The organism is Paenibacillus sp. J31R120 (assembly GCF_056269225.1).
Genome location: NZ_JBWDNN010000001.1, coordinates 269,471 through 288,054 on the forward strand (window position 1 = coordinate 269,471; position 18,584 = coordinate 288,054).

Annotated in this window: 15 protein-coding genes; 12 read left to right on the forward strand and 3 right to left on the reverse strand. The window is 46.8% G+C overall.

Annotation, left to right across the window (positions count from 1 at the left end; all coding sequences use genetic code 11):
* The first annotated feature begins 46 nt into the window (after window positions 1-46).
* From AC0YNW_RS01210 to AC0YNW_RS01240, 7 genes are all read left to right on the forward strand, one after another.
* A complete protein-coding gene (locus AC0YNW_RS01210) occupies window positions 47-493 on the forward strand; it encodes a MarR family winged helix-turn-helix transcriptional regulator (protein WP_387472570.1) in 447 nt (148 codons plus the stop codon).
* A gap of 176 nt (window positions 494-669) precedes the next feature.
* On the forward strand, window positions 670-1,719 hold the full coding sequence (locus AC0YNW_RS01215) for a BMP family lipoprotein (protein ID WP_387472568.1): 1,050 nt from the start codon (window positions 670-672) through the stop codon (window positions 1,717-1,719).
* A 72-nt stretch (window positions 1,720-1,791) separates the two neighbouring features.
* The gene (locus tag AC0YNW_RS01220) at window positions 1,792-3,291 is read left to right on the forward strand and encodes an ABC transporter ATP-binding protein (RefSeq protein ID WP_475830435.1); all 1,500 of its coding nucleotides are present in this window, start codon (window positions 1,792-1,794) and stop codon (window positions 3,289-3,291) included.
* On the forward strand, window positions 3,284-4,351 hold the full coding sequence (locus tag AC0YNW_RS01225; protein WP_387472564.1) for an ABC transporter permease: 1,068 nt from the start codon (window positions 3,284-3,286) through the stop codon (window positions 4,349-4,351). Before AC0YNW_RS01220 ends, AC0YNW_RS01225 begins: the two co-directional genes overlap by 8 nt.
* Window positions 4,335-5,258 carry an ABC transporter permease gene (locus tag AC0YNW_RS01230; protein WP_475830436.1) on the forward strand — a complete coding sequence of 308 codons (924 nt, stop codon included), beginning with the start codon at window positions 4,335-4,337 and terminating at the stop codon, window positions 5,256-5,258. The genes AC0YNW_RS01225 and AC0YNW_RS01230 overlap by 17 nt, the downstream gene beginning before the upstream one ends.
* Window positions 5,259-5,515: 257 nt before the next feature.
* Window positions 5,516-6,187, forward strand: coding sequence for a sulfite oxidase-like oxidoreductase (locus AC0YNW_RS01235; RefSeq protein ID WP_475830437.1), 672 nt, complete (start codon window positions 5,516-5,518; stop codon window positions 6,185-6,187).
* Window position 6,188: 1 nt separating this feature from the next.
* Window positions 6,189-6,914: a nucleoside phosphorylase gene (locus AC0YNW_RS01240; RefSeq protein WP_475830438.1), complete on the forward strand. Its 726-nt coding sequence runs from the start codon at window positions 6,189-6,191 to the stop codon at window positions 6,912-6,914.
* A 380-nt stretch (window positions 6,915-7,294) separates the two neighbouring features.
* Here the strand turns inward: AC0YNW_RS01240 and AC0YNW_RS01245 are convergent, their stop codons facing one another.
* The 3 genes from AC0YNW_RS01245 to AC0YNW_RS01255 are packed head-to-tail and all read right to left on the reverse strand — an operon-like array spanning window position 7,295 to window position 10,953.
* Window positions 7,295-8,476: an MFS transporter gene (locus tag AC0YNW_RS01245; protein ID WP_475830439.1), complete on the reverse strand. Its 1,182-nt coding sequence runs from the start codon at window positions 8,474-8,476 to the stop codon at window positions 7,295-7,297.
* Window positions 8,477-8,480: 4 nt separating this feature from the next.
* Complete coding sequence (locus tag AC0YNW_RS01250) at window positions 8,481-9,761, reverse strand: hypothetical protein (RefSeq protein WP_475830440.1); 1,281 nt, start codon at window positions 9,759-9,761, stop codon at window positions 8,481-8,483.
* 19 nt (window positions 9,762-9,780) lie between these two features.
* Window positions 9,781-10,953 carry an ROK family transcriptional regulator gene (locus AC0YNW_RS01255; RefSeq protein WP_475830441.1) on the reverse strand — a complete coding sequence of 391 codons (1,173 nt, stop codon included), beginning with the start codon at window positions 10,951-10,953 and terminating at the stop codon, window positions 9,781-9,783.
* A gap of 1,066 nt (window positions 10,954-12,019) precedes the next feature.
* Here AC0YNW_RS01255 and AC0YNW_RS01260 point away from each other — a divergent pair.
* The 5 genes from AC0YNW_RS01260 to AC0YNW_RS01280 all read left to right on the forward strand — a co-directional run bounded on the left by AC0YNW_RS01260 (window position 12,020) and on the right by AC0YNW_RS01280 (window position 18,494).
* Window positions 12,020-13,051: an extracellular solute-binding protein gene (locus tag AC0YNW_RS01260; protein ID WP_475830442.1), complete on the forward strand. Its 1,032-nt coding sequence runs from the start codon at window positions 12,020-12,022 to the stop codon at window positions 13,049-13,051.
* A 79-nt stretch (window positions 13,052-13,130) separates the two neighbouring features.
* Entirely contained in the window at window positions 13,131-14,240 is a 1,110-nt protein-coding gene (locus AC0YNW_RS01265; RefSeq protein ID WP_475830443.1) for an ABC transporter ATP-binding protein, read from the forward strand.
* Complete coding sequence (locus tag AC0YNW_RS01270; protein WP_387472546.1) at window positions 14,227-15,888, forward strand: ABC transporter permease; 1,662 nt, start codon at window positions 14,227-14,229, stop codon at window positions 15,886-15,888. Before AC0YNW_RS01265 ends, AC0YNW_RS01270 begins: the two co-directional genes overlap by 14 nt.
* A gap of 178 nt (window positions 15,889-16,066) precedes the next feature.
* Window positions 16,067-17,731, forward strand: coding sequence for a sensor histidine kinase (locus AC0YNW_RS01275; protein WP_475830444.1), 1,665 nt, complete (start codon window positions 16,067-16,069; stop codon window positions 17,729-17,731).
* 4 nt (window positions 17,732-17,735) lie between these two features.
* Window positions 17,736-18,494 carry a response regulator transcription factor gene (locus AC0YNW_RS01280; RefSeq protein ID WP_475830445.1) on the forward strand — a complete coding sequence of 253 codons (759 nt, stop codon included), beginning with the start codon at window positions 17,736-17,738 and terminating at the stop codon, window positions 18,492-18,494.
* Window positions 18,495-18,584 lie beyond the last annotated feature (90 nt).

Below are 18,584 nucleotides of genomic sequence, written 5' to 3' on the forward strand. Positions count from 1 at the left end.
TTCAAGAAATCGGGACTAAAGTCCAGAGGGGAGTGACACGGCCCATATGACTTCCATGGAAGAAAGAATGGAGTTAATGAAGTCGCTAGACGAATCGTTCCGCGAGGTTAGGAAGCTGATTCAGGCGGAGTGGAACAGGGAGAACGAGCATGCTCTTGGCATGACCCACGGCAGAATGCTGATTATATTGTCGGAATCCGGACCTCAGAAAGCTTCCGCGCTTGCGGAAGGACTCCAAATTACGAGCGGCGGCGTAACAGGCATTGCTGACAGGCTCATCGAGCTTGGCTATGTATCGAGGGAGCGCAGCGAGGAAGACCGCCGGGCAGTGATGCTGATGCTGACCAAAAACGGCGAGGCGATGGTCCAGTCGATGCTCAAAGTAAGAGAGAAAGTCATGATCAAGCTGTTCCGCGGCATGAGCACAGAAGATATGGAGAAAGCGCTTGACCTGTTCTCGACAATGAAGGGCAATATGGAAAGAGAAGAATGAAAACGGAATCAATGTTACAACTTTTTGAACGTTTGTCCGTGCGACATTGCTTCTGCGAGTTATTAATGTAGAATAAAGTAGAAAAATGTCGAATAAATAGGATTGACAAATTCCTATAAAACTACTAGGATAAATAGGAATTAGCACATTTCACGGACAAAAAAGGGGAGATCGGCATGAAGAAACATCTGGTATTGCTGCTGACACTGGTTCTTGCGATTGGCGTCCTCGCGGCATGCGGTTCTACAAACAATAATAAAGGCAGTGAAGGCAACACTCCGGCAAACGGCGGAGATGCGGATAAAGGCAAAAAGCAGCGTATTGCGCTGGTACTGCCGGAGCAAATCGGCGTGAACCCATTCTTCGCACTGATGGATGAAGGCTTCAAGCGCGCAGGCGAAGAGTTCGGCGTTGAAGTAAAGACCATTGAATCGACAGACCCTGCAGGCTTCGAGCAAAACCTGCGTACAACGGTCGCTGAAAACTACGATCTGATCATTACGGCAACTTTCCAAGCGGAAGATGCTCTCAATAAAGTAGCTCCAGAAAATCCGGACAAGTCGTTCGCCATTATCGATACGGTGGTTGATCTGCCGAACGTACGCAGCGTTGTATTCCGCGAACATGAAGCAGCGTTCCTGCTGGGCGCAACGGCTGGTCTTTCCACAAAAACGAACACGGTTGGCGCAGTTGTAGCGATCGACGCTCCGCTTCTGAGCAAGTACACTGAAGGCTTCAAGCAAGGTCTGGCTTACACGAATCCGGACGCGAAATTCCTGGTGAACTACGTTGGCGGATTCGATGATTCCGCGAAGGGCAAAGAGCTGGCCATTCTGCAGCATTCCAAAGGCGCAGACTTCATCGCTGGTATGGCTGCTGTAGGCGACCTTGGCGTATTCGAAGCAGCGAAGGAACTTGGCTTCTATTCCTCCGGCCAGGACGTTGACCGTACAGAACTGGACCCTGAGCATATCGTTCTGTCCCAATTGAAAGGGACAGACGCTGTAGCTTACGAGACGGTAAAAGCTTTTGCAACAGGAACATTCGAATTCGGCTCCGCAGACTATGGCGTGAAGGAAGATGGCGTCGGTCTTACCTTTGTTACAAAAGACAGCAAATCTCCGCTGAGCCCGTTCATTGGCCAAGAAACGGTAGATAAAGTAAAAGCTATTGCGGAAGACATCAAATCGGGTAAAATTGAAGTAGTTAATCCATTGGCTCAATAATACCCTTTGTTGAATATTCCATGATACCGGCTGCTACCCGCAGCCGGTTTGCTTGTTGAAAGGAGCGACGATATGCTGCTGCAAATGGACAATATTACGAAGACATACGGCAACGTCACAGCGAACAGCGATGTAAGCTTTGATCTTCGCAAAGGAGAGATTCATGCCATTATAGGCGAGAATGGCGCGGGCAAGACGACGCTCATGCGCATTCTGTACGGCATGGAAACTCCGACTAGCGGGGGGATCAGGCTGGACGGGAAGCCGGTTTCTTTTCACTCTCCTACTGACGCGATCATGAACGGCATTGGCATGGTGCATCAGCATTTTATGTTGTTCTCCTCCTTCACCGTTGCCGAAAATATCGTGATCGGCAGAGAGCCCTCCACACCTATTGGCTTCGACCGCAAGGCGGCGGCCGCGGTAACGAATGAACTGGCCAAGCTGTACGGTATGCCCGTTGATCCTTGGGCGAAAGTCGGCGAGTGTTCTTTGGGCGTCCAGCAGCGTGTCGAGATTCTGAAGGTTCTCTATCAAGGGGCGGAAATTATTATATTGGACGAGCCTACCGGCGTGCTGACGCCGCTGGAGGTGAAGGAGCTGCTGGCAGCGATCAAGAGCCTGGCAGCTCAAGGGAAAAGCTTCATTATTATCAGCCATAAGCTTCAGGAAATTATCGAAGTGGCGGACCGGATTACGGTGCTGCGCGACGGCAAGGTGACCGGGACCGTTCAGGCCGCAGATACGGATGAGGAGCAACTGTCGAAGCTTATGGTAGGTCGGGATTTGGTCACGCTTACCCGTGAGAAGAAACAGTCGGGCAAGCCGGTGCTGGAAGTCCATTCAGTGTCGGTTCGCGGCGATCGGACCAAGCCGCTGCTGAGCGATGTCTCGCTGCAAGTGAATGAAGGAGAGATCGTCGGCATTGCAGGCATATCCGGCAATGGACAGTCGGAGCTGCTGCAAGCCATATCAGGTCTGCTGAAGCCGGACACGGGTTCGGTTAAGCTGCTTGGAGAAGATATAACGGGTGCTCCTGTCGGTCAAATCAGGCGAGGCGGTCTAGCCCATATTCCGGAGGACCGATACCAGTGGGGCGTGTCCAAGGAGGCTGATGTGTTGGAGAATGGCTTAATGGGCCATACAGCCCGCCATCAGAAGCTGGGTCTATTGCGCGGATCTTCCATCAGGGAGATGGTAGCGGAGTGGGTAGAGCGATTCGGCATCAAAACGGGATCACTAAATACAAAGGCTCAATTCCTCTCTGGCGGCAACTTGCAGAAGCTGATCGTCGCCCGCGAGCTTGCACAGGGGACGCCATTTCTCATAGCGGCGGAGCCGACACGCGGCGTAGATGTCGGCGCGATGGAAATCATTCATAAGGAATTGCTTCAGCGGCGCAGCGAGAAGGGCGCCATTCTGCTTGTTTCCTCAGAGTTGACTGAAGTATTGAAGCTGTCCGATCGAATCCTGGTTATGTACGAAGGCAAGATCGTTGGCGAGTTGATGGCAGAGACGGCAACAGAAGAGAGAATCAGCTTGCTAATGGCGGGAGGTAAACACGTTGGATAAGGTTACGACAGCCCTGCGATCGCTCATTCAGCCGCTGCTTGCGGTAATCGCAGGTCTTGCCGTCGGCGCGATTGCAATCGTCATTGTCGGCGGATCAATAACAGAGACCTATGCGGAGATGTGGAAGGGCGCCTTTGGCAGCTTCTACTTTCTGACGAACACGCTTACTCGGGCGACCCCGATTATTCTGATCGGCCTTGGTGTAGCGCTCGCCTTTCGTGCCGGATTTTTCAATATGGGCTCGGAAGGCCAGATGGTGCTTGGCGCGCTAAGCGCAGCGCTCACCGCAATCTACATGCCGGGTTCTGGCGTCGTGAAGATAATCGCGGCCCTATTCGCCGGGGTGATCGCGGGCGGCCTCTGGTCGGCGTTCGCGGGATGGCTGGATGCCAAGTTCCGCATGAATTTGCTTATCACCACCTTGTTGCTTAATTATATTGCGACTTATTTTGCGGCATATATGGTAACCTATCCGTTCAAGGACAAGACGGGATCCGCTGCAATGTCCCAGACGGTCATGCTCGGCAGGGAGGCTTGGCTGCCCAAGCTGTTCCAAGGCATGACCTTGCATACGGGCTTCCTGATTGCCGTGATTGTGACCATACTGATGTTCTTGTTCATGAAGCATACGGTGAAGGGCTACGAGATTCGGATGCTGGGCGGCAATCCGCTGTTCGCCAGCTACGGCGGTGTTCAACGGGGCAAGCTGATGCTCGCAAGCATGTTCGTCAGCGGTGGACTCGCTGGGCTTGCAGGCTCGGTCGAAGTGCTGGGCACGCAGTACCGGTTCATTGATGGAGCTTTGACTTCACCGGGCTATGCTTGGTCAGGCATCATGGCAACCTTGCTGGCTGGCTCGCATCCGATTGGTACGGCGCTTGCTGCGATCCTGATCGCTGCGCTTCAGACTGGCGGCATGGGGATGGAGCGGAATACGGATGTTCCGCTTGAGGTATCCAGCATTATTCAGGCGGTACTCATTCTGTTCGTGTCCGCCAAGCTAACGTATTCATTTATTAAACGGAAGAAAGCGGGGGCGAAGAATGGACGGGCTCTTTGATATTTCGTTGTTCGCTTCGGCCTTGCGGACCGTAACCCCAATCCTGCTGGCCGCGCTTGGCGGCGCAATCTGTGCCAGAGTGGGACTGTTCAATGTCGGCCTGGAAGGGATGATGCTGGTCGGCGCATTCACAGCTATTGTAGGCAATTACTTAACGGGCAATATTATAGTTGCAGTATTGTTCGCAATGATGTGCACATTGCTGTACTCCCTGTTATTCGGATATATGAGCATTCATCTAAGGGCGAATGTCATCGTAGTCGGGATATCGCTCAACTTCCTGGCGCTCGGGCTGACGACCTTCTCCCTGCGCGCGATCTTTGACGTGAAGGGCGCTTTTTACGACAAAAGCATGAAAGGCCTGCCGAAGTGGGAAATTCCGCTCATTAAAGATATTCCGTATATCGGCGATATTCTGTCGGGCCATTCGGCGCTTGTCTACCTGTCGATTCTGATCGTTCTCGGCTTGCAGTACTTCCTGTTCAAGACGGTGACCGGCTTCCGGCTGCTCGCGGCGGGTGAGAATCCGACAGCGGCAAGAAGCCTTGGTATCAAGGTGTCTCGTATTCAATACGGCGCAGTGCTTCTAAGCGGTGCGCTCTGCGGACTTGCAGGGGCGCAGCTGTCGCTGGGCAATGTGACGATGTTCACGGAAGGCATGACGGCCGGACGCGGATTTATCGCGCTGGTTGCGACGATGCTTGGCCAGTCCAATCCGCTTGGCGTAGCCGGAGCGAGCTTGCTGTTCGGCTTTATGGAGTCGCTCAGCATCAGGCTCCAGGGCTTCGCGCTGCCGACGCATTTTACGATGATGGTACCTTATGTGGTGACGATTATTGCGATGTTCTTCTTCAAGGATAAGAATTATATGCAGGAAGCGCGCAAGGCGAATGAGAGCTCGCGTTAACAAGATTGCTAGCTAAGGCGCTGCGGGAACCCATTGTTGCTCCGATCGCTGTTCCAGCCGGAAGATTATGATGATATAAGTTAAGGTTATCTTCCGGCTGCAAAGGCGAACACTTCGTTTCTCCACAACAATGGGTTCCCTCCGCTTATGGCTAGTTGGAACAATTGAGCTTCAACTTATTCAATTCGGGGGAGCTTGCCAGTCGCGGCAAGTGACTCGCCTGACCTTTGAACATCTTTGGAGGAGTGATAACTGACATGCACAACAAGGCCGCACGACTGAAGAAAGTGTCTCCCAAAGTATTCGAAGTACCGCAAGAAATCGCACATCGTGTGCCACCAGGCCAGACGGTAACGGAACGGTTCCCGATTCTCCATGAAGGAGAAGTGCCGGAATATGATCTGGATTCGTGGACGCTCCGCGTATTCGGCGAGGTAGATCAAGAGAGTGTATTTACCTTCCAGCAGTTGCTGGAGCTGCCGCAGCATAAGATTGTGCGCGATATTCACTGTGTGACGCGCTGGTCGAAGCTGGATACGGAGTGGGAGGGCGTTCGTTTTGCTGATTTGCTTCCATTGCTTGGGGTCAAAGCGGAAGCTAAGCATGTGATGATCCATGCGGATCAGGATTACGACACGAATGTGCCGCTGGAAGACTTGTTGCAAGAGGATGTCATTCTGGCGCACCGCTATGACGGAGAGCCGCTGACTGATAAGCACGGATGGCCAATGCGCCTGATTGTGCCTCATCTCTATTTCTGGAAGAGCGCGAAGTGGATTCGCGGCATCGAGTTTATGAAGGAAGACCGTCCGGGTTTCTGGGAACGCAACGGCTTCCATAACTACGCTGATCCGTTCCAGGAGCAGCGATTCAGCAGTGACGATAACAGCATGCCGGAAGATGAATGGCTGAAAAAGGAGTTTGATTAAGATGTACTTGCCTATTCTGCAAGTGAATGCGGAAGACTTGCCGCCATATGCAATTGTATGCGGCGACCCTAGACGCGCGGAAGCGATCGCGTCTAAGCTGACGAATACGGTTGAGCTCGCTTTTGCTCGCGAGTATCGTACTTTCGTGGGCGAATACAATGGAGTCAAGCTGGCTGTCGTCAGCCACGGCGTAGGTTCACCGGGTGCGGCGGTATGCTTCGAGGAGCTGATTCGCGGTGGCGTTACGACGCTGATTCGTGTAGGTACGGCAGGCTCTTATTCTGCCGATCATCCAGCGGGCAGCTTGATTGTCAGCACGGCAGCTGTTCGTGCCGAAGGCCTGACGAAGCAACTCGTACCAGACGGCTTCCCGGCTGTGGCGGACAGCGCGATCGTCGATGCGTTGTATGAGACGGCGCAAGAGAGTGAAGGGATCGTCAAGAAGGGCATTACCGTTACGCTTGACGTATTCTTCAACGGCGTGGTTGAAGTGCCGCATAAGCAATTCAAGGCGGCAGGCGCGCTGGCGGTAGAGATGGAGATCGCAGCACTGTACATCGTAGCAACACTTCGCGGCGTAAGAGCGGGAGCGATTCTCGCACTGGATGGCTATGCCGATTCCGATCTGGCAGCCGACTATGATCCGCACACGGACGTTGTCTCGAACGCGGTTGAACGTGAAATCGTTACAGCACTGGGCGCAATCGTTAAGCTTGCGAAAGCATAAAGTTTAATACATAAAGGGCTGTCCCCATAACGACAGGCCCCGCTATAAGCAAAGCCGGAGATTCAGGTATCGGTATCGCTTATAGGGGAGCCTGTCGGGGGATGGCTCTTTTTTTGTTGGTTGAGCGGTGCCAAAAAATAGCATTTCCAGATCCTGGCGCCATTCTTATGTGGGATGGTGGAACAAATTAGGCATCCCTCACCGCATTTGTGGTAAACGTAAAGCGGATGGTTAAGTTAATAAAGCAAAAGCAGTCTATCCCTGGATGAGGATAGACTGCTTTTTTCAATTTGTAGATAGTCGTTTGCTTATGAACGATTCAAATGACGAGGGAAGAAGGCCCCCATGCCTGGAAGCCTTCTCTTGAAATCATAGGATGATCAACCAACGCTTTCCTTCGGCGTGCGAATCAGCAAAGCCAACACTACGATGACCAAGGTAAGCACAATCAGCAAATTAAATCCGTTCGAAATCCCGAAGACTTGGGATACTTGCCCGATCAGGATACCGATGACAGCACCGCCTAATCCTGAGGCCACATAGATTAAGCCCTGCAAAGATCCGGCCTGCCGGGTCAGCTTGGAGGCAATCCCTTGCGCCGTCGGGAAGAGCACAGACAAGGCAAGACCGAATAGCATCATGAGATAGCTAAAATCAGTCATGAAGATGCGTCCGACAATCAACGAAACGAGCGCGAACAGCGAGAATACGACGAGGGTGCGTCTTTCGCCAAGCTTGTAGATGATAAATCCGCCTACAAAACGGCCGATGGTGAACAAGAACGCAAAGCTGGCAATAATGTAACCGGCCGTAGCCGCTTTTTGCGCAGCATCCATACCTGCAATATCAAGAGCAGTATAGAAGATCGGGAAAAAGTTAAGGAACCCTGCCTCAACGGCGACATAGAAGAGAATGAACAGAATCACGAATAGAATTTGGCGGTCCTGAAAAAGCTTCAATATAGAGCTGATCGTCACCGTGTCTTGCCCTTGCGAGGCGGTTTGCTTTGCCGGTTTAAAGGCAAGCAGGGCGAGCAATATGACCGCGATTACAACCGCAGTCCCGATATAAAAGAAGCGCCAGCTCACGTTATGAGCGAAGATAAAGTTTAACAAAAGCGGCGTTACGATCATTCCGACTCCAAACAGCGCATTCGCCAGATTAAACACCACACCCGCTCGCTCTTTGAAGAACGTAGGAATCAAAGTGGCAACCGATACCGTCATCGAACCAATACCGAGTCCGACAATCAAATAGAATCCCAGGAAAAATGCTACGGTAAAGGCAGCGCTTGTTCCGATGAGACCGCCGATCATCAATACCGTACCGATGCTCATGACAATCTTGATCCCTTTACGGTCGGCAAAAATCCCTGCGATCAGACTAGCCAGCAAGAAACCAATTTGGAAAGTAGATACCATGATGCCAACCTGGCTCACATCCAACGAAATATCGTTCTGCACCTTTTCCAGAATAAGACCTTTCGTATTTTGAACTCCGCCAAGCACGAACATCGTCGCAAAGATGAGGAAATAAATAATCGAGCGTTGTAGTTTTTCCATGATGTTAGTTGCTTCCTTTCACTCGGTAAGTTTGTATGGCGTCAAATAAGTCATCTGTTGCCCAGCCATAGCAATAGTACAGGAGATCATCCGCAGCGCTGCTCTCTCCGGCTTGAATGGCCTGGATCAGGTTGTGTGGAGTTAAATTCCACATTTGAATCCCGCTGAAAATGCGTGTCCCCGGAGCGGATTGAGTACGAACGATATTATTCTGATCCGCTACGAATTGAATGGGAAAGCCTTCTTGCTTGAAGGTAGCGTAAGATAAGTCGTAAGGCAGGTTGAAAAATCTTTTGAAAGCTTGAAACGCTGCCTCCTGCTCCTGCTCGGTCGCCGCCAAGTGATGGATCAACCCCTGCACGTCAGCGCCCCCGCCCAGCTTGTGATAGGGGAAGTGCTTCAAGGCAGGCGAAAGCTTGGTCAAGTTGGCATAATCTTGTCCCAGCATCCAACTGTAAGCAGGCGGCCATAGATCAAGCCATATTGTAAAGTCGTGATTTACTTTTCTTACGCGATCAATCAACCGTTCCACAAAACCCGATACGCTTTCCTGACGAAAAGCGATCCAGGCTTGCATCGTCGGATTTTGCTCCGCATACGAAACAGCCTCGTCGAAGCGCTTGTCTTTTAACAGGATAACCCAGGCTTGCAGCGCATGCTTGATAGCCTCGGCATCCAGGTTCTGATCAGCCATTTTCTTCTGGCAGTGGGAGCAGAAGCAGGTCAGCAATCCTTTTGGATTCACTTCTTGCCCAGCCCAATCCGGGTAGCGAATCCGATCAATCATATAGGAAGCAAAACCGTAGTGCTCATATAAGTGAACGAATGTTTTCTCCCAAAAATCGATCACATCCGGTGCGTTGGGACATAGCCAATGAGCGATAGCTTGTCCTTGAAAATCGATGACAAGATTGTTCTCCAGCAGAGGACCTTCAAAGTGGCCGTTCAAAATATTCAACCAGGGGATAACCTCAATCTCCTCATCTTGCATCGCTTCCTTGATGATCATCAGCGGATCGCGCTCAGCGCTTAAACCAGGCTCCCGGCGCTGATCCAGACCGGATTCCTTGTATGAAGGAAGGATCGCATGCATTGTGCCTGTCCCGTAGACGACCTCATGAACAGGGTTGCGAGGGAGCTTGCCGACCGGATAAGGATTCCTTTCGAAGATCGTATTCACTTCAGGGAAGATGTATTTGATATCCTGCAACTTTCTGATGTGCGACATGATTTGCGGCATACCTTCATCGAGAATATCGTGCGGGTGCAATTGAATACCTGACATGTTGCTTCACGCTCCTTGGCTAGTAAAGTTGTTTGTCCTTCATGAATTGCAACGATGGAAAGGCTTGATTCAGTCCTAATATCGCGATGCCTTGCAGGGCCGATTGATGCTGTAAACTTGAGATTTCGATTGCTACGCTAGTGGTCTCCGAAGTATGGAGATTCACCTTCTTCCGGAGGTCCTCCAGCGATAGCGATTGGGTAACGCCGCCCATTAGTAAAATTTTCTCCGGATTTACGAGTGTAATGATGTTTAGGATACCCAATGCCAGATGATCTTCGAATTGATTAACCAAGCGCTCGGCTTGAATATCTCCAAGCTCAGCTAGTTGGAACACTTGCTTGGCCGACATTTTTTGGTGGAATAGCGCCGACGCGGCCGCTTCCAGACCTGATCCGGAGCACGCCATTTCGAAGTGGCCCTTCGTTGACGGGGCGTACAACTGATTGGAATTGAAAACCATGTAACCAATCTCACCGGCTGCATTTTTGGCGCCGCGAATGACTTTTCCGTCAATGAGCACTGCAGCTCCCAGCCCCGTGCCAATGCCGATCAGAACCGCAGAGTTTACATGCTGGAACACCCCGGCATACATCTCGCCAACCAATGCGGCCCGCACATCATTCTCGATCGTGACAGGGATTTGGAACACGTCTTGAAAATACTGCGCTAAGTGAATGTTCCTCCATTCTGGGAGGTTAGGGGAGCCTTCCAGCACAATTCCCGTTACAGGATCTACGATGCCCGGGGTAGCAATGCTCATAAACGAAAGCCGCCCCATAGGCTGATTCGCTTGCTCGATAAAGGCCTTCATATCGACCACCATCTGATCCAGGAAAGCTTGGCTCGTTTCTAGATCATAGGTTGATACTGTATGTTTCATAAAGCATTCCCCCGCTAAATTGAACAGCCCCATATGAATCGTCGTGCCGCCTAAATCTACAGCAAGTCCGAAAGAGGCATGCTTGGAGAAGTGAAGGTTGGTGCCGCGCTTGCTTAAATCGGCGTCGTCCTTCTCATCAAAGATCAGCTTTTCCTCAATTAGTTCTTTGACAATATCCGAAATGGTCGCTTTCGTGATCCCGGAATGCTTGGCGATCTCTGACCGGGACAGAGGTCCCAGGTCTTTGATGATGTTAAGAACAATATTTTTGTTCATTTTGCGTATCGTGCTGGGTAAGTTTACATTCATAGGGTCATCACACTACTTTCAATCGATTGTTCGTTATTTAAGTTTATATTATAAACCTAAATGGCCAAAATAAAAGTGAATATCGCAACTTACGGTATTAATCATGTTGTTTTATGTGAATTAAGTTTATATTACATCCTTGATGTAAGCGTGGTCAACAGGAAAATTAAATAAATCACAGCCTAGTTGATCCGGAGCATCTTCTTTAAACCACATATTCCCTCTTGGATAATTGCGGATGAAGAGCCGACGCTATTTGTGCTAAAAGTAGACTGACATTGCTTTATTAAGCTTATGGGTAGGATTGCTCCATACAATTACAGAATACTTAATATTGGAGTTGAAGTTAGGAGGGCGGAAAATGGAATTCATATTTATTCGGCACGGTCATGGAGAACATCTCAACGATTATCCAAATCGATTGAATACTCTGCATCCCAGCCTTACAGAGTACGGTAAATTTCAAGTCACACAGCTGCGAAATGAAATTGGAATCGATTTGTTGGTCCGAGAATGTTTCCTCAGAACCCCGAATTTCCTTTTTTGACATGTGATCATATCCTTTCTAAAATTGAAATTACAAATCTCTATGGAGATACTGAAATTGTTGATTTCAATTTGGATTGCTGGAATGAAGGGATTAATAGGATTGAACAAGATATTTTTGAAGGATATGCTAAGCGGTTATTAGATTGGATCGGGGAGAGCTATAAAAAAATATTCATTATTTCACATGATGGTACGATAACGAATTATCGGATATTGCTTGGAGAAAAAGGATTGACCAGAAATGATTTTCTCGGTGAAGCTGGAGTATATCGAATGAAGTTGTAGTCTGTTGTTTCTAGTTTCCCACTATCGAGCTGCCCTATGCCGTAAGCATAGGAGTAACTCGGTGGTGGTTTTTTATTTGTTCTGCCTAAATAGGGAAGACTAGGAAGGAAGAGGTTCGGAACAGCCTCATTTAGTTTTGTTTTTTTAGTATTTGTTTATTATTTTAGGATTTTGCAGCGGAAAATTGAAGCGTATACTTTGGCTTAAGACAAATATGAGGAGGTCAAAAATCATGAAATTGAAATCGCTTACTTTTACCCTAGTACTCGCAACTGGACTTATTTTATCAGGCTGTTCCCAGGATAACGGTGGTAAAAAGAATGAAAACACGCTAACGATTTACACAGCACGAAGCGAGAGCTTGAACAATGCGGTCATCCCTAACTTTGAGAAGGATACGGGCATTAAAGTCGACATCGTTGTCGCAGGCACAGGCGAGCTGATCAAGCGCGTAGAATCTGAGACGAACAACCCGATGGGAGATATTTTGTGGGCAGCTGACGAGACGATGCTTTCCAGCAAAAAAGAGCATTTCGAAAAATATGTATCAACTGAAGATGAGAAAATGATTCCGGCATTCCGTAATAAAACAGGTTATTTCTCGCCAGCTTTTGCTGACCCGACTGTATTTATCGTAAATAAAAATATTGTCGGCGATGTGCAGGTAAAAGGCTTTGAAGATCTTTTGAACCCAGCGCTAAAAGGTAAAGTTTCCTTCGGTGATCCATCGGCATCCAGCTCCGCATTCCAATCGCTGGCAGCGATGCTTTATGCAATGGGTGACGGCGATCCCATGTCCGACAAGGCTTGGGACTTCGTAGAGAAGTTTATCGCTAATTTGGACGGTAAAATTGCAGGCAGCTCTGGCCAAGTTCACAAAGGTGTAGCTGACGGCGAGTACCCTGTTGGTCTAACTTGGGAGGACCCAGTTGTTCAATACATGAACAACGGCGCTCCTGTAGATGTTATTTTCCCGGTTGAAGGCGCTATCTTCCCTGGCGAATCCGTTCAAATTATTAAAGGTGCAAAAAATATGGAAAATGCGCAAAAGTTTATTGATTACGTGCTTTCCGACAAGGTTCAAACTTTAGTAGGCTCTGAGCTTACGGTTAGACCTCTTCGTGACGGCGTTAAATTGGCAGATTACATGGTTCCAACTGACAGCATTGTTCTTGCTAAAAACTATGACGAAGCTTGGATTTCGGAAAACAAAGATAAAATTACGGCTAAATTTACGGATTTGCTAGAAAGATCAATGGATTAATCGTTTTTCGAAAGTAGAGCAGTTTATACGCTACTTATAAGCTGCTCTATCTTTATTAAGGCTTGAAAGGATGACGAACATGAGTGTATCTATTATAGTCGACAACGTTGTGAAGAAGTTTGAAGATACAACGGTCATTAATAAGCTTTCTTTGCAAATAAAGCCAGGTGAGCTATTTACGCTGCTAGGACCATCAGGCTGTGGAAAAACGACTCTTTTGCGCATGATTATCGGGTTTAATTCCATCGATGGCGGCAGCATTAGAATTGCAGACAAAGAGATTAACCATATACCAGTGAGCAAGCGTAATATGGGGATGGTGTTCCAAAACTATGCGATCTTCCCGCATATGTCTGTCAAAGACAATATCGCATTTGGGCTAAAAAATCGCAAGCTGGGCAAGGAAGAAATGGAGAAGCGGATTAACGATATTTTAGGCGTCGTTCATATTGAGAAATATAAGGATCGTATGCCAGATAAGCTTTCCGGCGGACAACAGCAGCGTGTAGCATTGGCAAGAGCGATTGTTATCCACCCGGAAGTACTGCTTATGGATGAACCGTTATCTAATCTTGATGCGAAGCTACGCGTGGAAATGCGCAATGCGATTAGAAGCATTCAACAGCAGGTTGGCATTACTACCGTCTACGTTACGCATGATCAGGAGGAAGCGCTTGCGATATCTGATCGCATTGCCGTTATGAATGGCGGAGTTATTCAGCAAATTGGAACGCCGAAGAGCATTTATGAGCGTCCAGCCAATATTTTTGTATCCAAATTTATCGGTACATCAAATGTAATAGAAGCAAAGCTAAAAGTAGAGAACGGCGAAAAATATGTTCAACTAAGCGATAATTATCAAGAAAAGATGGCGAATCTGAAGGATCAAGCAAAACCCGGCGATACCGTCTTAGTATCGGTCAGACCTCAGGAATTTATGATTAATGAGGAAAAGGCTGGATTGAAGGGAAAAGTGATTAGAAGCATGTTCCTTGGCGTTAATACGCATTACTTTATTGATCTGGAGCATGGTGAAGAGGTAGAGGTTATCCAGGATGCCGACGCAGAGGAGCTAATTCCGGAAGGGGCTACCGTATATTTGAAGGTAAAGCCAACTAAAATCAACGTTTTCAGCAGCGAGGATGAGACAACACTAATTAAAGTAGGTGGGATCAATGAAAGTAAATAAAAAGCCGTTTAATATTTGGAACACCTCCACCTTGCTTATTTTATGTATATTTTTGCTTTTCATCGCGTTTCCGCTTTTTCTAGTTTTAAAGAAAAGTGTGATTGATCCCGGGACCGGACAATTTACCTTTGAATACTTGAGCAAGTTTTTCGAACGGAAATTTTATTGGATTACGATTTTAAACAGCTTCAAGGTAACAGTGGCTGCTACGCTGCTATCTATGGTTATCGGTTTGCCGCTGGCCTACATGATGCGGAAAGTAAAAATTAAAGGCAGTAAGTTTATTGAAATCTTTGTTATTATTTCGTATATTTCTCCCCCATTTATCGGCGCCTATGCATGGATTCAGCTATTAGGACGCAGAGGTGTAATCACGGAGTTCGTCAATAATTTGTTCGGCACGCAGTTTGATGGGATTTACGGATTTGCAGGCATTGTATTGGTGCTATCTTTGCAATCGTTTCCACTCATCTATCTTTATATCTCGGGCGCGCTGAAAAATCTGGATAACTCGCTCAATGAAGCCGCAGAGAGTCTTGGCTATTCGAATATCCAGCGTATTTTCAAAATCATTATCCCGCTCATTATCCCAACCATGCTCGCTAGCGCGCTCCTTGTCTTTATGAGAGTCATTGCGGACTTTGGTACGCCGATGCTGATTGGCGAAGGCTACCGCACTATCCCGGTTTTGATCTATACGCAGTTTATGAGTGAAGTAGGCAGTAATGATGGATTCGCTGCCGCGTTATGTATGATCTTTATTGTTGTAACGTTAGTTCTGTTTTTAGTCCAGCGCATCGTAGCCAGCCGCTTCTCTTATTCGATGTCGGCGCTAAAGCCAATGTCTGTTGAAAAGGTAAAAGGCTTTAAAAATATTTTGTCTCATGCATTTGTTTATTTCGTTGTTTTATTAGCGATTCTTCCGCAGCTAGTCGTAACGTTTACTTCGTTTTTGGAAACGAAGGGAGGCCAGGTTTATACCGGGAACTTCTCATTCGACAATTACAAAAATATTTTGTTTATGAAAAATACGGCTGTCATTTGGAATACTTATAAAATGGGTATTATCGCGATCATCATTATTGTCGTGCTAGGGGTATTGATTTCTTATTTAACAGTAAGGAAGAAAAATGCCATTACGAATATACTAGATACGGTTTCGATGTTCCCGTTCATTATTCCAGGATCGGTACTAGGAATTGCGTTTATTTTTGCCTTTAGTGATAAGCCGTTTGTGCTGAGCGGTACAGTGTTAATTATGGTTATGTCGTTCGTCATTAGAAGGATGCCTTACACGATTCGTTCAAGTACAGCGATTATTGGCCAAATCAGCCCAAGTCTTGAAGAAGCAGCGATTAGCCTTGGCGCATCAGAGGCGAAGACATTCCGTAAGGTAGTTGTTCCAATGATGATGCCAGGGGTTATGGCAGGAGCAATTATGAGCTGGATTACGGTTATAAGTGAACTGAGCTCCTCGATTATTTTGTATACGAGCGGTACGCAAACCCTTACTGTATCGATCTATACGGAGGTCATTCGCGGTAATTACGGTAATGCATCCGCATACTCAGCAATATTGACTGTAACGTCAATTATCTCGTTATTACTATTCTTCAAGCTGACAGGCAAACGCGAGGTAAGCGTATAGTTAGCTGGACGTGGAATTGGTATTTAAGTATGCTGAAATGGGCTAGAAGCAGCGGCAGAGTACTATATAAAGAGCAGCCTTGCAACGGAGGCTGTTCTTTTTAACAGATAAGACAGTGTCACATTTTCTAACGAATCTCAAGCATCGTGATTGTATTAGGGTAAAGGGGGAAATGAATATGCAAAAAAGCTTTAGAGACTACATGAAAAAAGTGTTTCTCAAATATTCGATCATTACGATCGCTCTTATTTTCACCTTGTATATTTTATCCCTATACGTCACGTTTATGGTTGTCGTCGTCAAGAAAAACAATCAGGTCAATGACCAGATCCGCGCTACTGTCGCAAATGAGTTTTCCAGGTATCGCAATACACTTGATAAGCTCGTCCAGAATGCAGCTTTTCAGCAGGTGACAGAGGGGCGATCGCAATTATTGGAAGTAAATAATATCTTGTATCCGTTTATTAATTCCAGACCATTTAAAGGGAACTTTGTTCTTTTCGATAAAAACGGGAATATCGTCACCACTAGTCTTTACAAAGGGAATGTAGAAGCGTTAAAAAGTGACTATTTGATGCAAAGCTTACTAAGAGATACGGATCTAAGAGATGGGATAGAGCGAACCGTTGATTATTCGTTGTTTAAGGAAGGACAAAGCAGCTCCTATATTTTCGCTAAAGCGATTATGACAGATGAAAAGATCCAAGGCTATTTATTCTTTTTTCTTGAAGATCTTGGCCGCTACTTTCAGCATTCAGCAGATTTGGTTGCGATAACAGACCGGTTTGACCAAGCGATTTATGTATCTGATCAAAAGCTGCTGGCTCATGTCGGCAAGGTAAACAAGCACTACCTTGAAGGAAATACAGCTGCGATTGATAATAATACTTACTATGTAACGAGCCGCACGATTCATGATCAAGATATTCATATTATAAACATGCTATCGATTAACACGTTCATACAATCGGTGTGGATCGGGCTGATTTCTTTTATAAGTATAGGCATAGTTATGATTATTGTTAATTATTTGGTTCTGCCTAAAATTATGAGGCAAAGCCTGCAATCCGTAGATTCGTTAATTCACTTTATTCAAACGCCCTCCAAGGGGATAAAGTCTCAGGCCTTTGAAGAGTTTCAAATGATTCAGGATGAGTTCCTAATTAAAATGGATCAAATTCAATCCTTAATGCAAAGCAATGCAGAAATAGCAGAGATGAAGAGGAAAATGGAAATAAAGCAGCTGGAGGCGCAATTCAATCCGCATTTTGCTTTTAACGTATTGGAAATGCTGCGTTTTGAAATTTTATTCGATCCTCAGAATGCATCGGAAATTGTCGTTTCATTTGCCAACTTGTTAAGGTACAACATCCATTATGGAAGCACTATGGTTCCTGTTGAAACCGATATCAAATATGTAGAGGATTATTTGAAGCTGCAAAAAATGCGCTTTAACCGACGGTTGGATTATACGATAGATGCGGATGAATTTATAAGGGATATAAAAATTCCAAAGCTTATTATTCAGCCGCTCATCGAGAACAGTATAAAGCATTGCATCGAGGACACGGCTCATTTGGATATTGCGATCAGCATTTTGCGTAAAGACGATTATATATATATGGCTGTAAAGGATAATGGGAAAGGAATTGAGCCGGACAGGCTGGCCTTGCTTCAGCAATCGCTCGAGCGGGGAACGAATGACACGGAGCACTTCGGAATTTTTCATTCGCATCGCGTCGTTCAGCTCATCTATGGCGAGCAGTTCGGGATGACGATTGACAGCGTTCATGGAGAAGGAACGAATGTTGAAATCAAGATACCTTTAAATAAAGGGGATTGAAAGCATGTATAGAGTGCTTATCGTGGAAGATGAGGACATCATTCGCAAAGGACTTACCTATAAGGTGGATTGGCTGAACAATAACTGTGTAGTCGTTGGCAGTGCGATCGATGGGAATGATGGGCTGGATAAAATAAAAGAGCTAAAGCCTGACATCGTGATCACCGATATAAGGATGCCTTTTAAGGATGGAATTATCATGCTGGAGGAAGCACTGGCTGTACATGATTTTGAAACGATTATTATTTCAGGGTACAGTGAATTTGATTATGCCCAAAAAGCGATTTCGCTGGGAGTTAGTGAATACATTTTAAAGCCGATTGATTTTAGATTGCTTGATATAGCGATTCAGAAAATTAGAAAGAAAATCGATGCAAGGCAGCATGAAGAAAAGAAGCATGAATACCTTCATATGTATCAGGAGGTGCTCGATGTTGAAGCGTTATCGGTTCATTCCACCTATGTATCGGCCATGCTGGACTATATTAAAGGAAATTACCCGCATAGAGTTTCGATAACGGATCTGAGCGAAAAATTGCAGGTATCCACGGTGTATCTGAATGCCAAGTTCAAGGATGAAACGAATTATACGTTTAATGATTTTTTAAACCGGTACAGAATTATTAAAGCGATTGATTTTATGGAAAATAGCGGCAAGCTTATCTATGAAATCGCGGAGCTGGTAGGGTTTAAGGAATACAAGTATTTTAGTCAAGTGTTCAAGAAGTATGTCGGGTATTCGCCTACTCATTTTACGAAGTAAAGATGGTGGCGCCAGGCGGGCAAGCAATAGAATAGGACGGCGCTGCGATCAAGATTGGACTACAGCTGTTGTAGTCCAATCTTTTCGATT

Bases quoted from the DNA above. Each gene is read 5' to 3' on its own strand.
- AC0YNW_RS01210 (WP_387472570.1), top strand. From the start codon at position 47: ATGACTTCCATGGAAGAAAGAATGGAGTTAATGAAGTCGCTAGACGAA.
- AC0YNW_RS01215 (WP_387472568.1), top strand. From the start codon at position 670: ATGAAGAAACATCTGGTATTGCTGCTGACACTGGTTCTTGCGATTGGC.
- AC0YNW_RS01220 (WP_475830435.1), top strand. From the start codon at position 1,792: ATGCTGCTGCAAATGGACAATATTACGAAGACATACGGCAACGTCACA.
- AC0YNW_RS01230 (WP_475830436.1), top strand. From the start codon at position 4,335: ATGGACGGGCTCTTTGATATTTCGTTGTTCGCTTCGGCCTTGCGGACC.
- AC0YNW_RS01235 (WP_475830437.1), top strand. From the start codon at position 5,516: ATGCACAACAAGGCCGCACGACTGAAGAAAGTGTCTCCCAAAGTATTC.
- AC0YNW_RS01240 (WP_475830438.1), top strand. From the start codon at position 6,189: ATGTACTTGCCTATTCTGCAAGTGAATGCGGAAGACTTGCCGCCATAT.
- AC0YNW_RS01245 (WP_475830439.1), bottom strand. From the start codon at position 8,476: ATGGAAAAACTACAACGCTCGATTATTTATTTCCTCATCTTTGCGACG.
- AC0YNW_RS01250 (WP_475830440.1), bottom strand. From the start codon at position 9,761: ATGTCAGGTATTCAATTGCACCCGCACGATATTCTCGATGAAGGTATG.
- AC0YNW_RS01255 (WP_475830441.1), bottom strand. From the start codon at position 10,953: ATGAATGTAAACTTACCCAGCACGATACGCAAAATGAACAAAAATATT.
- AC0YNW_RS01260 (WP_475830442.1), top strand. From the start codon at position 12,020: ATGAAATTGAAATCGCTTACTTTTACCCTAGTACTCGCAACTGGACTT.
- AC0YNW_RS01265 (WP_475830443.1), top strand. From the start codon at position 13,131: ATGAGTGTATCTATTATAGTCGACAACGTTGTGAAGAAGTTTGAAGAT.
- AC0YNW_RS01270 (WP_387472546.1), top strand. From the start codon at position 14,227: ATGAAAGTAAATAAAAAGCCGTTTAATATTTGGAACACCTCCACCTTG.
- AC0YNW_RS01275 (WP_475830444.1), top strand. From the start codon at position 16,067: ATGCAAAAAAGCTTTAGAGACTACATGAAAAAAGTGTTTCTCAAATAT.
- AC0YNW_RS01280 (WP_475830445.1), top strand. From the start codon at position 17,736: ATGTATAGAGTGCTTATCGTGGAAGATGAGGACATCATTCGCAAAGGA.